This window comes from Mycobacterium shottsii (assembly GCF_010728525.1).
GTDB classification, from domain to species: Bacteria; Actinomycetota; Actinomycetes; order Mycobacteriales; family Mycobacteriaceae; genus Mycobacterium; species Mycobacterium marinum.
This window is the reverse complement of record NZ_AP022572.1, coordinates 5,098,193-5,112,768: the sequence shown is the minus strand read 5'-3', so window position 1 is coordinate 5,112,768 and position 14,576 is coordinate 5,098,193. Positions and strand designations below refer to the sequence as shown.

Annotated in this window: 9 protein-coding genes and 3 pseudogenes; 10 read left to right on the top strand and 2 right to left on the bottom strand. The window is 65.3% G+C overall.

What is annotated here, in order from left to right:
• The first annotated feature begins 57 nt into the window (after positions 1 to 57).
• From infB to G6N41_RS23695, 8 genes and pseudogenes are all read left to right on the top strand, one after another.
• Positions 58 to 2,901, top strand: coding sequence for a translation initiation factor IF-2 (gene infB / locus G6N41_RS23730; protein WP_198965839.1), 2,844 nt, complete (start codon positions 58 to 60; stop codon positions 2,899 to 2,901).
• A gap of 12 nt (positions 2,902 to 2,913) precedes the next feature.
• On the top strand, positions 2,914 to 3,441 hold the full coding sequence (gene rbfA / locus G6N41_RS23725) for a 30S ribosome-binding factor RbfA (protein ID WP_198965838.1): 528 nt from the start codon (positions 2,914 to 2,916) through the stop codon (positions 3,439 to 3,441).
• A gap of 4 nt (positions 3,442 to 3,445) precedes the next feature.
• Positions 3,446 to 4,420, top strand: a complete 975-nt coding sequence (locus G6N41_RS23720; protein WP_198967993.1) for a DHH family phosphoesterase — start codon at positions 3,446 to 3,448, stop codon at positions 4,418 to 4,420.
• A gap of 15 nt (positions 4,421 to 4,435) precedes the next feature.
• Positions 4,436 to 5,773 carry an MATE family efflux transporter gene (locus tag G6N41_RS23715; protein ID WP_198965837.1) on the top strand — a complete coding sequence of 446 codons (1,338 nt, stop codon included), beginning with the start codon at positions 4,436 to 4,438 and terminating at the stop codon, positions 5,771 to 5,773.
• Positions 5,774 to 5,837: 64 nt separating this feature from the next.
• Positions 5,838 to 6,737 (top strand): annotated as a pseudogene (locus tag G6N41_RS23710) (carbohydrate ABC transporter permease).
• The gene (locus G6N41_RS23705) at positions 6,737 to 7,579 is read left to right on the top strand and encodes a carbohydrate ABC transporter permease (protein ID WP_198967992.1); all 843 of its coding nucleotides are present in this window, start codon (positions 6,737 to 6,739) and stop codon (positions 7,577 to 7,579) included. Before G6N41_RS23710 ends, G6N41_RS23705 begins: the two are co-directional and overlap by 1 nt.
• Before the next feature lie 6 nt (positions 7,580 to 7,585).
• Positions 7,586 to 8,900, top strand: a pseudogene (locus G6N41_RS23700) (ABC transporter substrate-binding protein).
• A pseudogene (locus G6N41_RS23695) lies at positions 8,893 to 9,975 on the top strand (ABC transporter ATP-binding protein). The pseudogenes G6N41_RS23700 and G6N41_RS23695 overlap by 8 nt, the downstream one beginning before the upstream one ends.
• A 29-nt stretch (positions 9,976 to 10,004) precedes the next feature.
• On the opposite strand, the gene G6N41_RS23690 reads toward G6N41_RS23695, so the two are convergent.
• Complete coding sequence (locus G6N41_RS23690; RefSeq protein WP_198965836.1) at positions 10,005 to 10,949, bottom strand: NAD(P)/FAD-dependent oxidoreductase; 945 nt, start codon at positions 10,947 to 10,949, stop codon at positions 10,005 to 10,007.
• Between the two features lie 49 nt (positions 10,950 to 10,998).
• Positions 10,999 to 11,748 carry an enoyl-CoA hydratase gene (locus G6N41_RS23685; RefSeq protein WP_198965835.1) on the bottom strand — a complete coding sequence of 250 codons (750 nt, stop codon included), beginning with the start codon at positions 11,746 to 11,748 and terminating at the stop codon, positions 10,999 to 11,001.
• Between the two features lie 293 nt (positions 11,749 to 12,041).
• Between G6N41_RS23685 and G6N41_RS23680 the strand changes: the two genes are divergently transcribed.
• A complete protein-coding gene (locus tag G6N41_RS23680) occupies positions 12,042 to 13,238 on the top strand; it encodes a PPE family protein (RefSeq protein WP_198965834.1) in 1,197 nt (398 codons plus the stop codon).
• A gap of 132 nt (positions 13,239 to 13,370) precedes the next feature.
• Complete coding sequence (locus G6N41_RS23675) at positions 13,371 to 14,546, top strand: PPE family protein (protein ID WP_198965833.1); 1,176 nt, start codon at positions 13,371 to 13,373, stop codon at positions 14,544 to 14,546.
• The last annotated feature ends 30 nt before the right edge of the window (positions 14,547 to 14,576 follow it).

The window sequence follows — 14,576 nt, the reverse complement described above, 5'->3', positions numbered from 1 at the left end:
TCATAGCTAAACCCCGAGGCGCGGCCCACGACTGTCGCCTCATGGACAGGAGATGTAGTGGCAGGTAAGGCCCGCGTACACGAGTTGGCTAAGGAACTCGGTGTAACCAGCAAAGAAGTGCTCGCCCGGCTGAGTGAACAGGGCGAATTCGTCAAGTCGGCCTCGTCGACGGTGGAAGCTCCCGTGGCCCGCAGGCTGCGTGAATCGTTCGGTGGCGGTAAGTCGGCGCCGGCGAAAGGCTCAGACACGGGTGCCGCCAAAGGTGTGGCCAAGGCCCCGCAGAAGGTGCCGGGTGCCAACCCCGCGGCCAAGGCTGCGGACAAGTCTCTGGACGCCGCTCTGGACAAGGCAGTAGGCAACGGTACCCCGGCGCCCGTTCCGGCCCCCGCGCCGACGGCTACGCCTACCCCTGCGCCCGCGCCCGTGCAACCCGCGGACTCCGGTGTGGCACCGCCGGCCGCGACGCCGGCGGCCCCTGCTGCTTCGGCAGCGCCCGCGCCGCCGAAGGCGCCGCTTCCCGGGCAACGGCCTGCGCCGACACCGGGCAAGCCGGCCGCTCCGCAAGCGCCTCACCCGGGCATGGCTCCGGGGGCACGGCCGGGTCCGGTGCCCAAGCCGGGAGTTCGTACTCCCCGCGTCGGCAACAACCCGTTCTCCTCGGCGCAGCCGGTTGATCGGCCCATTCCGCGCCCGCAGGCGCCGCGTCCCGGGGCGCCGCGCCCAGGGGCGCGGCGCCCCGGTGGCGCTTCTCCCGGCAACATGCCTCCGCGTCCCGGCGGCGCTTCCGGTGGGCCTCGCCCACCGCGTACCGGCGCGCCGCGGCCCGGTGGTGGTCGTCCTGGTGGGCCAGGTGGCGGCCGGTCAGATGGTGGCGGCGGTAACTACCGCGGCGGAGGCGGCGGCGTTGGCGCCGCACCTGGAGGCGGCTTCCGCGGCCGTCCCGGTAGCGGTGGTGGCGGTGGCCGTCCCGGCCAGCGCGGCGGTGCGGCCGGTGCTTTCGGCCGTCCCGGCGGCGCGCCCCGGCGCGGCCGTAAGTCCAAGCGGGCCAAACGCGCCGAGTACGAGAACATGCAGGCGCCGGTCGTCGGCGGTGTGCGGTTGCCGCACGGCAACGGTGAAACCATCCGTCTGGCGCGCGGAGCATCGCTCTCCGACTTCGCGGACAAGATCAACGCCAACCCGGCGGCACTGGTTCAGGCGCTGTTCAACCTCGGCGAGATGGTCACGGCCACCCAGTCGGTCGGCGACGAGACCCTCGAGCTGCTCGGCAGCGAGATGAACTACAACGTCCAGGTGGTCAGTCCCGAGGACGAGGACCGCGAGCTGCTGGAATCCTTCGATCTGACCTACGGCGAAGACTCCGGCGACGAGTCCGAGTTGCAGACCCGACCGCCGGTAGTCACGGTGATGGGTCACGTCGACCACGGCAAGACCCGACTGCTGGACACCATCCGCAAGGCCAACGTCCGCGAGGGCGAGGCCGGTGGCATCACCCAGCACATCGGTGCCTACCAGGTCAGCGTGGACCACGATGGCACCGAGCGGTTGATCACCTTCATTGACACCCCCGGTCACGAGGCGTTCACCGCCATGCGTGCCCGTGGTGCCAAGGCCACCGACATCGCCATCCTGGTGGTCGCCGCCGACGACGGTGTGATGCCGCAGACGGTTGAGGCCATCAACCACGCACAGGCCGCAGACGTGCCGATCGTGTTGGCGGTCAACAAGATCGACAAGGAGGGCGCCGACCCGGCCAAGATCCGCGGTCAGCTCACCGAATACGGTTTGGTCGCTGAGGATTTCGGTGGCGACACGATGTTTGTCGACATCTCGGCCAAGCAAGGCACCAACATCGAGGCGCTCGAGGAGGCGGTGCTGCTTACCGCCGACGCGGCCCTGGATCTGCGGGCCAACCCCGACATGGAGGCCCAGGGTGTGGCGATCGAAGCGCACCTGGACCGTGGTCGTGGCCCGGTGGCCACCGTGCTGGTGCAACGCGGCACGCTGCGGGTCGGCGACTCGGTGGTCGCCGGCGACGCCTACGGCCGCGTGCGCCGGATGGTCGACGAGCACGGCGAGGACGTGGAAGAGGCGCTACCGTCGCGTCCGGTCCAGGTGATCGGCTTCACCTCGGTCCCCGGTGCCGGTGACAACTTCCTGGTCGTGGGCGAGGACCGGATCGCCCGCCAAATCGCCGACCGGCGCAGCGCTCGCAAGCGCAACGCGTTGGCGGCGCGCAGTCGCAAGCGGATCAGCCTGGAAGATCTGGATTCGGCGCTGAAGGAAACCAGCCAGCTCAACCTGATCCTCAAGGGCGACAACGCCGGTACTGTCGAGGCGCTGGAAGAGGCCCTGATGGGTATCGAGGTCGACGACGAGGTGGCCCTGCGTGTCATCGACCGCGGTGTCGGTGGCATCACCGAGACCAACGTCAACCTGGCGTCGGCTTCGGATGCGATCATCATCGGTTTCAACGTGCGTGCCGAGGGCAAGGCCACCGAGCTGGCCAACCGCGAAGGTGTGGAGATTCGCTACTACTCGGTCATCTACCAGGCGATTGATGAGATCGAGAAGGCCCTGCGCGGCATGCTCAAGCCGATCTACGAAGAGGTCGAGCTCGGGCGCGCAGAGATCCGGGCGCTGTTCCGGTCCTCGAAGGTCGGCCTCATCGCGGGCTGCATGATCAGCTCCGGTGTGGTTCGCCGCAATGCGAAGGCCCGGTTGTTGCGAGACAACATCGTGGTCGTCGAGAACCTCTCGATTCACTCGTTGCGTCGGGAGAAGGACGACGTGACCGAGGTCCGCGAGGGATTCGAGTGCGGTATGACGCTGGGCTACTCCGACCTCAAAGAGGGCGACTTCATCGAGTCCTACGAGCTGGTCCAGAAAGATCGCTCCTGATGGGGCGCGAGCATGGCTGACCCGGCGCGAGCGCGCCGGCTGGCCAAACGGATCACCACGATCGTCGCGTCGGCGATCGAGTACGAGATCAAGGATCCGGGGCTGGTCGGGGTGACCATCACCGACGCCAAGGTGACGGCCGATCTGCACGATGCGAGGGTGTACTACACCGTGATGGGGCCGACGTTGGACGATGAGCCGGACTACGCGGCCGCCGCGGCGGCACTGGAACGGGCCAAGGGGGTGTTGCGCACCAAGGTCGGAGCTGGCACTGGCGTGCGCTTCACCCCGACCCTGACGTTCACCCGGGACGTCACGTCCGACACCGTGCACCGGATGGACGAGTTGTTGGCCCGTGCCCGCGCCGCCGACGCAGATCTGGCGCGGGTGCGAGTCGGTGCCAAGCCGGCGGGGGAGGCCGATCCCTACCGCGACAGGGGATCGGCCGACGAACCGTCGGATGCCGGGGGACTGGTCATTCGAACTAGCGACGGGCTCGAGGCTGAGAACACCGGTGACGACTACCAAGCCGAAGATTGAGCAGATGCGATGTCCGGGGGTGCGCGTCGACGCCGTCGGCGCGGCCGAGCTGCTTTCGGCCGCCGACAGCATCGCGGTAATCGCCCATGTCCACCCCGACGCCGACACGATCGGCGCGGGGCTGGCCCTGGCGTTGGTGTTGGACGGGTGTGGCAAGCAGGTCGAGGTGAGTTTCGCCGCCCCCGCCACGCTGCCTGAGTCGTTGGCGTCGCTGCCCGGTTGCGCCCTGCTTGTCGATGCCGACGAAATGCGCCGCGACGTCGACTTGGTGGCGACCGTCGACGTCCCCAGCATCAAGCGTCTCGGTGGGCTCAGTGACCTGGCTGATCCGGCCCGCAGCGTGCTGGTCATCGATCACCATGCGTCCAACGCCGAGTTCGGCACGGCCAACTTCATCGATTGCTCGGCCGACTCGACCACCATGATGGTGGCCGAGATTCTCGATGCGTGGGGCAAGCCGATCGGTCTGGACGTCGCGCACTGCATCTATGCCGGTCTCACCACCGACACCGGGTCGTTTAGGTGGGCGAGTCCGCGCGGCCTGCGGCTGGCGGCCCGGCTGGTGGACATCGGCGTGGACAACGCCGCGATCAGCCGATCGCTGATGGATACCCACCCGTTCATGTGGTTGCCGATGCTCTCCCGGGTGCTCGGCTCGGCGCAGCTGCTGCCCGAGGCGGTAGCCGGTCGGGGATTGGTCTACGCGGTCGTCGAGCACCAGGAGTTTGCGCGGGCGCGCGCCGAAGAGGTGGAGAGCATCGTCGACATCGTGCGCACCACCCGGCAGGCCGAGGTCGCGGTCGTTTTCAAAGAGGTCGACCCCCAGCAGTGGTCGGTGTCGATGCGGGCCAAGAAGGACATCGATTTGAGCGTGGTCGCCTCAGCGTTCGGTGGTGGGGGCCACCTACTGGCGGCGGGGTATTCGACCACCGGCTCGATCGATGACGTCGTGGCGTCGCTGCTCGCAGCGCTGGGCTGACCCTCTTTGCGGGAAATGGGGCCCGACGCCGTGCGGCCCGACGCCGGCGGCCGCAAGATCGCAGCGCTGGCGTTGCCCGCGCTGGGTGTGCTGGCCGCCGAGCCGCTGTATCTGTTGTTCGATACCGCAGTGATAGGTCGGCTTGGGGCTTTGGCCCTGGCGGGTCTGGCCATCGGCAGTCTGGTTCTGGGCCTGGTCGGTTCCCAGGCGACGTTTTTGTCCTACGGCACGACGGCGCGTTCGGCGCGCCACTACGGGGCGGGCGACCGGGTGGCGGCGGTCGCCGAAGGCGTGCAGGCGACCTGGTTGGCGGTGGCGCTCGGGCTGTTGACCATCCTCGTGGTGCAGACCGCCGCGGTGCCCCTGGTGTCGGTGATCGCCGGGGCCCGCGCGGGTAGCGGCGATATCGCGGGGGCGGCGCTGCCCTGGCTGTGGATCGCCATTTTGGGCACGCCGGCGATCCTCATCTCGCTCGCGGGCAACGGCTGGATGCGGGGCGTGCAGGACACCGTTCGGCCGCTGCGCTACGTGGTTGCCGGTTTTGGGTTGTCGGCACTGCTGTGTCCGCTGCTGGTGTACGGCTGGCTGGGCTTGCCGCGAATGGAACTGGCCGGCTCGGCGGTGGCCAATCTGGTGGGGCAGTGGCTGGCGGCGTTGCTGTTCGGGGGCGCGCTGCTCGCCGAGCGGGTGTCGTTGCGACCCGACCGCCACATAATGCGGGAGCAATTGGTGCTGGCTCGCGATCTGATCGTGCGGACGATGGCGTTCCAGGCGTGTTTTATCTCGGCCGCGGCGGTGGCTGCCAGGTTCGGCGCTGCCGCTCTGGCTGCACACCAGGTGGTGCTGCAGCTGTGGGGCTTTTTCGCCCTGGTTCTCGATTCACTGGCCATTGCGGCCCAATCGCTGGTGGGGGCGGCGCTGGGGGCCGGGGACGCCGCACACGCGAAGTGGGTGGCATGGCGGGTGACAGTGTTTTCGCTGCTTGCCGCGGGCATGTTGGCGGCGGCTTTGGCGCTGGGGGCCCCGGTGCTGCCCGCGCTGTTCACCGACGATGCGGCGGTGCTCGCGGCGGTCACCGTGCCGTGGTGGTTCCTTGTTGCGCAGTTACCTTTTGCCGGAATCGTTTTCGCACTCGACGGGGTGTTGTTGGGTGCTGGTGACGCCGCCTTCATGCGTACCGCGACCGTGGTCAGCGCGCTGGCGGGGTTCTTACCGCTCATCTGGCTGTCGTTGGTGTACGGCTGGGGGCTGGCGGGCATCTGGTCGGGCCTTGCCACCTTCATCGTGCTGCGGCTGATTTTCGTCGGATGGCGGGCGATGAGTGGTCGGTGGGCTTTGACGGGGACGGCTTGACTCGCCCGGCGCCGATCTTGGATCTTGACGAGAACTCCCCGGCAACCGCCGATACACTGCGCCGGTGACGACGACGCGGCCACGGCGGAACCGGTCGTGGCGGGATTACGCGCTATTCGTCGCTTTGGTGGGCCCCAACCTGGCATTGTTGTTGCTGTTCGTCTACCGCCCATTGGTCGACAACATCAGGTTGTCGTTCTTTGACTGGAATATCTCCGATCCCACCGCGGAATTCGTCGGACTCTCCAACTACATCGAGTGGTTCAGTCGTCCGGACACCCGCCAGATCGTGGCCAACACGGCGATTATCACCACCGCAGCGGTGGCCGGATCGATGTTGCTGGGACTGTTGCTGGCGATGCTGCTCGACCAACCGTTGCGCGGGCGAAACCTGTTGCGCTCAACGGTCTTCGCATCGTTTGTGATCTCGGGTGCGGCCGTCGGTCTGGCAGCCCAGTTCGTGTTCGATCCACATTTCGGTCTGGTGCAAGACTTGTTGCACCGGGTCGGGGTCAACGCTCCGGACTTCTAGCAGGACACGCCCTGGGCGTTGTTCATGGTGACGGTCACCTATGTGTGGAAGAACCTCGGATACACCTGCGTGATCTATCTGGCGGCGTTGCAGGGCGTGCGTCGAGATCTATTGGAGGCCGCAGAAATCGACGGCGCGAGCCGGTGGACGAGCTTTCGGCGGGTACTGCTGCCGCAGTTGCGGCCAACCACCTTCTTCCTGTCGATTACCGTGCTGATCAACTCGCTGCAGGTGTTCGATGTAATCAACGTCATGACCCGCGGCGGACCGGAAGGAACCGGGACCACAACGATGGTGTACCAGGTGTATCTGGAGACCTTCCGAAACTTCCGCGCCGGCTACGGCGCCACCATCGCAACGATGATGTTTCTTTTCCTGTTGGTCGTCACCTACTACCAGGTGCGAGTCATGGATAGAGGGCAGCAGCAGTGATGTCCTTGCGCCCGCGCGGCTCGAGGGCCATCGTTCGTGCGCTCGGCTATGTCGCCATGTTGTTGGTGATGGCTGTGGTGGCCGGGCCGCTGCTGTTCGTGTTCTTCACCTCGTTCAAGGAACAGGCGGACATCTACTCACAACCGACCAACTGGTGGGCGCCGCACTGGTATCCGCAGAACTATTGGACGGCCACCCGGCAGATCCCGTTTTGGACCTTCCTGCGTAACTCGGTGATTATCACCTCGGTGCTGGCTGTGGTGAAGTTCGCCCTCGGTGTGTTCAGCGCATTCGGCTTGGTGTTTGTCCAGTTCCCGGGCAAAACCCCGGTGTTCTTGTTTATCATTGCCGCGCTGATGGTGCCCAACCAGATCACCGTCATCTCCAACTACGCGCTGATCGCTCAACTGGGGCTGCGCAACACGTTTCCCGGCATCATCTTGCCCCTTGCCGGAGTCGCGTTCGGAACCTTCCTGATGCGCAATCACTTTTTGTCGCTGCCCAGCGAGGTCATCGAGGCCGCGCGGATGGACGGGGCGCGTTGGTGGCAACTGCTATTTCGAGTGGTGTTGCCGATGTCCGGTCCCACCATGGTGGCCTTCGGCATCATTACAGTCGTCAACGAATGGAATGAATACCTGTGGCCATTTCTGATGTCCGACGACGAATCGGTGGCGCCGCTGCCGGTGGGGCTGACCTTCCTTCAGCAGGCCGAGGGCGTGACGAACTGGGGTCCGGTGATGGCAGTGACACTGTTGGCGATGTTGCCGATCCTGGTCATCTTCATCGGATTGCAGCGGCGCATGATCAAGGGCCTCACCTCGGGTGCGGTTAAGGGTTAGTGGGCCATGAACTCCATGCATCGCAGACGGTTTCTGTCGCTGGCAAGTGCTGCCGCGGCCGGAGTGACGGCCGGATGCGCCGGGATCACCAACAACGTCTCGATCAAGTCGGGGCCCGGACCGATCTCGTTCTGGTCCAATCATCCGGGTCAATCATCCGGCGTGGAGAAGGTTCTGATCGACCGTTTTCAGCAGCAGTTTCCCGGCTTGTCGGTCAAATTGGTCGATGCCGGCATGGACTACGACGAAGTGGCGGAGAAGTTCAACGCCGCACTTATCGGCGACGACGTGCCCGATGTGGTTGTACTGGGCGATATCTGGTGGTTTCACTTTGCCTTGAGCGGCGTGATTTCCCCCCCTCGATAAACTATTTCGCCAGATCGGTGTGGACACCTCTGATTATGTGGACACACTGCTGGCCGACTACGAGTTCAACGGACGGCATTACGCGTTGCCCTATGCGCGCTCGACGCCGCTGTTCTACTACAACAAGGCGGTATGGCAGCGTGCCGGATTGCCCGATCGCGGGCCGAACAGTTGGCAAGAATTCGATGACTGGGGTCCGCGGCTACAACGCGTCGTCGATGAACGGCAGTGGGCCCACGGCTGGGCCAATGCCGAATTGATCTCGTGGACGTTCCAACGAGTGAACTGGACCTTCGATGGTTCTTACTCGGATCTGTGGACGCTGCGATTCACCGACCCCGACACCATCGCGGCCGGCAACTTTTACCGGGACAGCATCCATACCAAGCGTTATGCGGCGGTCGCCAACAACATCGCCAACGAATTCGCCACCGGAATCATGGCCTCCGCGGTCGCCTCGACCGGCTCGCTGACCGGCATTACCCAGATGGCCAAATTCGACTTTGGTGTGGCGCCCATGCCTACCGGCCCGGGCGGAGCCCCCGGATGCCCGACGGGTGGGGCGGGCCTGGCGATTCCCACCAAGCTCTCCGACGAACGCAAGCGCAACGCACTCAGGTTCATCGAGTACATCACCAACCCGGTCAACACCGCCTATTTCAGTCAGCGCACCGGATATCTGGCGGTGCGAAAGTCGGCAGCCGATGTCCCCAGCGAACAGAAGTATTTGGCGGATCATCCGCGCGCCAGAGTTGCGATCAACCAGCTTCCCCACACCCGCCCGCAGGACTACGCGCGGGTTTTCCTGCCCGGTGCCGATCGAATCATCTCCGCCGGGCTCGAGTCCATCGGGTTGCGGGGAACAAACGTGGCAAAGACATTCGCAAGTATTGAAAGGCAGCTGCAGATCATTCTGGACCGACAGATCGTGCGAAAGCTTCGCCAGCATGGCTAAAGTGCAGTACTCCGGGGTCACCTATCGGTATCCAGGCAGTGGTGCGCCCGCTGTGAACAACCTGGACCTCGAGATCGCCGACGGCGAGTTTCTGGTGCTGGTCGGCCCTTCCGGTTGCGGCAAATCTACCATACTGCGGGTGCTGGCCGGACTGGAATCCGTTGAAAGCGGTCGTATCACTATCGGTGATACGGATGTCACCGACCTTCCGCCGCGGGCCCGCGATGTCGCGATGGTATTCTAGAACTACGCGCTTTACCCGAATATGACGGTGGCGCAGAGCATGGGATTCGCGTTGCGCAATGCCGGCATGTCGCGAGCGGACACTCGGCAACGAGTTCTCGAAGTTGCCAGCATGCTGGAACTGACCGAGCTGCTGGATCGTAAGCCGTCGAAGCTCTCGGGTGGACAACGCCAGCGGGTGGCGATGGGACGAGCCATCGTGCGCCGGCCGCGGGTCTTTTGCATGGACGAACCGTTGTCGAATTTGGATGCCAAGCTGCGAGTGAGCACCAGATCGCACATCTCGGGGCTGCAACGTCAGCTGGGCACCACCACCGTGTACGTCACACACGACCAGGTGGAGGCCATGACAATGGGCCATCGGGTCGCCGTACTCAAAGACGTTGTGCTGCAACAGGTTGACACGCCCCGGGAACTGTATGACAACCCGGTGAACACTTTCGTCGCCACTTTCATCGGGGCGCCGGCGATGAACCTCATCGAGGCTCCGGTCGCCGATGGGGTGGCGCGACTGTCCGGTCTGGTGATACCGGTTCCGCGCGGCGCCGCCGATCGGGTGCTGATTGGCGTCCGGCCGGAGTCCTGGGATGTGGTTGGAGGCGATGGGACCGCAGCATTGGGTGTTCGCGTCGAACAGGTCGAGGAACTGGGCTTCGAATCGTTCATCTACGCAACCCCCGTCGCCCAGGACGGGTGGTCGTCACGGACCCGGCGGGTCGTGATCCGGTCCGACCGCCACACCACCGTCGGTGCAGGGGACTCGTTGTCGATCGCGGCCGATCCGCAGGAAGTGTGCTTCTTCGATAGTCGAACCGAGTCGCGCATCCGTTGAGCAGTACCGGTGCTATCGCGGACCCGATGTCATCGGTCAGCAACCCCCAGAAGTGCTTGCTCGGTGTCCTGGTCGACCAGGTCGGCGTTGATGGCCATAGCGGCGAGCAGGCCAGAAGACGCCGAGTTGACCACGTGAGCCGAAATATCGGCCGCGTTGCCGGCGGCGTAGACGCCGGGCACCGAGGTACGGCCGCTGCCATCGGTCTGCAGATTCTCGCCGAAACCCGACGGGTGGGTCACCAAGCGAAGCCCCAGCGGGTCTAGGAAATCGGTGTTGGCGACCATCCGCGGCAACAGCGCGAGCGCTGCCAGCGCGACGCGGTTGCCGTCGGCGAGCGCGACGGCCTCTAGCCGCCCGTCGCTGCTGACAACCTCGGTGACCGGCGAGGTTACGACTTCGATCTGGCGGGCGTGCAGCCGGGCTCGCTCGGGTTCGCTCGGATCGACTGCGCCGTTGAGAAAGAGCGTGATCCGCGGACTCCACTGTCGGAACATGAGGGCCTGATGGACCGATTCGGGCCCGGTCGCCAGGACGCCGATCGGCTGGTCTCGCACCTCCCACCCGTGGCAGTACGGGCAATACAGCACATCGGTGCCCCATAGCTCGGCCAGGCCGGTGATGTCGGGCAAATGGTCCACCAGCCCCGAAGCGATAAGCAGCTTGCGTGCGCGAATCGTGCTGCCGTCTGTGATGGAAAGCTCGAACATCGATCCGTTGCGGTGTGCCGCCACGACCTGGCCCTGGCGGAGTTGGCCGCCATAACCCGCAATCTCGGCATGACCGGCGGAAATGAGATCCGCGGGGGCACAACCGTCGCGGGTCAAGAAATCATGGACCCCGGCTGACCGCGCATTGCGCGGTTGCCCGCCATCGATGACCAGGACGGATCTTCGGGCTCGGGCGAGCGTTAACGCACTGCTCAATCCGGCTGGACCGCTACCGATGACGACGACGTCATAGGGATCGGTCATCTGGCAAGGATCCCTGCAGTTCTGCGTTCAGGCAAGCGCGGTGTGATCGCTACCGCACTTGGGAACGTCCGCGATTGAGGACAGCCTCGCGGTTGGCCGCGATATCGTCGCCGCTGGTCCGGAATTCTCTAGCGGCAGTTGCTTCCAGCCACAGCCCCTGCGCGGTCGAAGACTCATCGATGCGGTGGTAGGACGCGAGTAGCGCTCGGACCGCGTTCTGGTTGTTGCCAACGATGGACGCCGCGACTTGGCGCGCGGCGGGCAGCAGTTGCTGGTGCTCCAAGACCTCGGTGACCAGGCCCGCGCGCAGCGCGTCGGTGGCCGAAAGGTAGTCCCCGGTGAGGCTCATGCGCCGGGCCAGGCCCACGCCCACCTTCTGGGGCAACCGCACGCTGAGGCCCCAGGTGGGCAACAGCCCGACTCGCGCGTGGGTGTCGGCGAAGCGTGCCTGCTCGGAGGCGATCAGGATGTCGCAGTACAAGGCGAGTTCGAGTCCGCCCGTCACCGCGGCACCGTTGATGGCTCCGATCACCGGCTTGGTGAGGGCCGGCCAGCGCGGCGAGATGTCGGGCAGTGCTGATTGCCCGCCGAGCTCCTTGAGATCCAGTCCGGCGCAGAACACCGGATCGGCGCCGGTGAGGATGATGACGTCGACGTCGTCGTCGGTCTCGGCCGCGGCGAGAGCCGCGAAAAACTGATCCCGCAGGGCCGCCGATAGAGCATTGCGTGACTGCGGGCGGTTGAGGGTCAAAGTGAGCACCCGCTCAGCAGTATCAATCAGCAGGATTTCTTTGGTCATGATTTCACCGTAGTCGGCGCTGGCAAGGACCCCTATCCGGCTGGTTGGCAGGAAGGGGCCGCAGCCCTCGGCGCCGAATTTGGAGTGGCTGGGTGGTGTATCAACGGTGAACAGTGTTGAACCCACTTGGGTTTCGCGTGAATAGACGCTACCATTTCCTGCGAGCGGCCAATTACTGCATATAGCAACTGTTTTTTAGGAAAACTGTTGACGGCCTCGCTTTTTGGGTGCCTGCGGCACAGCCGGCGCAGATCTCGTAACCGCTGCTACTTCCGAGGTGAGGAGACGAAGAGATGGATTTTGGGCGCAGACCGCCTGAAGTCACCTCCGCGCTTATGTATATGGGTCCGGGGTCGACGTCGATGACCGCTGCGGCATCGGTCTGGAACCGCGTTGCCGCGGAGTTGGATTCGGCGGCGACCAGCTATGAATCCCTGGTCATCGGGCTGGTCGAGGAAGGGTGGCTGGGCCCTGCATCGGTGGCGATGGCAGATGCGGTCGCGCCCTATGTGGTCTGGATGCGGGCCACCGCCGCACAGGCCGAGCACACGGCGATGCAGGCCAGAGCCTCGGCGGCGGCCTACGAGACCGCGTTTGGTGCGGTGGTACCACCGCCGCTGATCTCGGCGAATCGGGTGCGGTTGGCCGAGCTGATCGCATCGAATGTCTTCGGTCAGAACATCGCGGTGATTACCACCTTGGAAACCGAGTACGGCCAGATGTGGGCTCAAGACGCCGCGGCCATGTACGAGTACGCTGCGGCCACCTCGTCGGCCACGGAGTTGACCCCGTTCACGCAGCCGCAGCAGATCGTTAGGGCCGGCGCCGGTTCCGGTCAGATCGCTGCGGTCGCACACTCGGCGGCAACATTGGCCGGCACCAGTCAAACAACGCTGTCGCGGCTAATTTCGGAGATCCCCAAGGCGTTGCATGGCATTGTTGCGCCAATTGCAGCCTCGACCACACCAGACTCCCCGCTGGGTTGGCTGTGGCAAATCTTGTTCGGAACGACTTTCCCCACCTCGATTTCGGCGCTGCTCACCGATTTGCAGCCATATGCCAGCTTTTTCTACAACACCGAGGGCTTGCCCTATTTCAGCATTGGGATGGCGAACAACTTCATTCAGATGAGCAAGACCCTGGGATTGCTCAGCGGCACTACCGCGGCGGCCACTGGCGGCGCCGCCAGTGGGTTATCCGGTCTGGGCGGCCTGATTGACGGCGGCGGGCAGGTATCGGCACATCTGGGGCACGCCGCGTCGCTGGGGCGGTTGTCGGTGCCGCCGTCGTGGGCGCAGTCCGTCCCGGATCTCGAGTCCATGCCAGCGCGCATGCCGATCGAGACGCTCAAGTTCGCACCCGATGGTGGAGGCGCCGGGAACCTGTTGGGGGGCATGCCGCTTGGCGGTCCCGGGCTCGGCGCGTCCGGTTCGGGTCCCCGATACGGTGTCCGCCCCACCGTGATGGCACGCCCACCCTTTGCCGGTTGAAACGTGATCGCGACCAACGTGATAACGGTCCCGCCCGACGGCCAGGACATAAGTGCTGACCCAACCTATGGCGATGTTACCGATGCAGACGTTCCTGTATTCAGGCGACCGCATCCAATCAGGAAAGCGCTGATGGCGCATGCCGACTATGGGGCACGACCACCCGAAATCAACTCTGCGCTGATGTATTTCGGCCCAGGCTCGCGATCCATGCTGGCGGCCGCGGCGGCATGGGATGCGGTGGCCTTCGAGCTTGGTGTGCTGGCCTCCGGCTATACATCGGTGATTTCCGAGCTGACGAGTGGGCCGTGGGTCGGTCCGGCGGCGGCTTCGATGGTGGGTGCGTCCGCCCCGTATGTGGCATGGTTGCGCGCCAGCGCCATCCGGGCCGAACGGACCGCCAGTCAGGCGCGGTCGGCCGCGGCCGCCTATGAGGCGGCATTCGTCATGACCGTGCCCCCGCCCGTGGTCGCGGCTAACCGGGTCTTGTCGACGAAGCTCATCGTCACCAACTTCTTCGGTCAGAACACCCCGGCGATCGCGGTCACGGAGGCCCAATACGCCGAGATGTGGGCCCAGGACGCCGCCGCGATGTACGGCTACGCCGCATCCTCGGCGACCGCCACCAGGCTGACTCCCTTCGTGCCGCCGCCCGCGACGACCAACCTGCCTGGACCACTGTGGCAAGCATCCGCGATGGGAAAAGCCGCCACCACAACCGCGGTGGCTGGCGGGTCAGCGCTGTTGGCGGCGACCCGGCGACCCGTCGCCTTCCCGCGGCTCGCGGCGTTGGCGCAATGGCTCGAAGCGCACCTGCCCGGCATCACGCCCGCCGAAAGGACCACGGTGGTCCGGCTGTTGGGGCAAAGCTACTTCGCCCTGGGGATGGTGCAGTTTTCCACATCGATAGCGCTGCAAGCCATTCCCGGGACCGCCAGTGGCGCCGGGGGCTCGGGATCCTCTGTCGTTGACAACTGGGGGTCGATGCTGCACGGCGCCCATGGCGGGGCCGCCGCGGAGTTCGAGGAGGATTTGGGCACGCTGACCCGCCCGGTGTCGGCGGCAATGGGCAAGGCGCGGTTGACGGGATCCCTGTCGACGCCGAGCAGTTGGGGTGCTGGGGTTCGAGAATTCGCCAACGCCGCCGCCGATGAGCAGCTCGACCTGGCCGGCTCGGTGGCGAGTGCGAAGTCGAACGCATACCTGCAGGGCATGCCGATGACAGCGGCCGGCAGGAATACCGCCGTGGCTGAGCAGAAATACGGATTCCGCTATCGGGTGATGCAACGCACTCCTGCTGGCGGGTAGCGGGGTCGCGCGGACCCATGGTGCTTATCG

Excerpts from the sequence above, each read along its gene's own strand:
- G6N41_RS23715 (WP_198965837.1), top strand. The coding sequence starts at position 4,436 with ATGGGGCCCGACGCCGTGCGGCCCGACGCCGGCGGCCGCAAGATCGCA.
- G6N41_RS23685 (WP_198965835.1), bottom strand. The coding sequence starts at position 11,748 with ATGACCAAAGAAATCCTGCTGATTGATACTGCTGAGCGGGTGCTCACT.
- G6N41_RS23680 (WP_198965834.1), top strand. The coding sequence starts at position 12,042 with ATGGATTTTGGGCGCAGACCGCCTGAAGTCACCTCCGCGCTTATGTAT.
- G6N41_RS23720 (WP_198967993.1), top strand. The coding sequence starts at position 3,446 with ATGCGATGTCCGGGGGTGCGCGTCGACGCCGTCGGCGCGGCCGAGCTG.
- G6N41_RS23675 (WP_198965833.1), top strand. The coding sequence starts at position 13,371 with ATGGCGCATGCCGACTATGGGGCACGACCACCCGAAATCAACTCTGCG.
- G6N41_RS23690 (WP_198965836.1), bottom strand. The coding sequence starts at position 10,949 with ATGACCGATCCCTATGACGTCGTCGTCATCGGTAGCGGTCCAGCCGGA.
- rbfA (WP_198965838.1), top strand. The coding sequence starts at position 2,914 with ATGGCTGACCCGGCGCGAGCGCGCCGGCTGGCCAAACGGATCACCACG.
- G6N41_RS23705 (WP_198967992.1), top strand. The coding sequence starts at position 6,737 with ATGTCCTTGCGCCCGCGCGGCTCGAGGGCCATCGTTCGTGCGCTCGGC.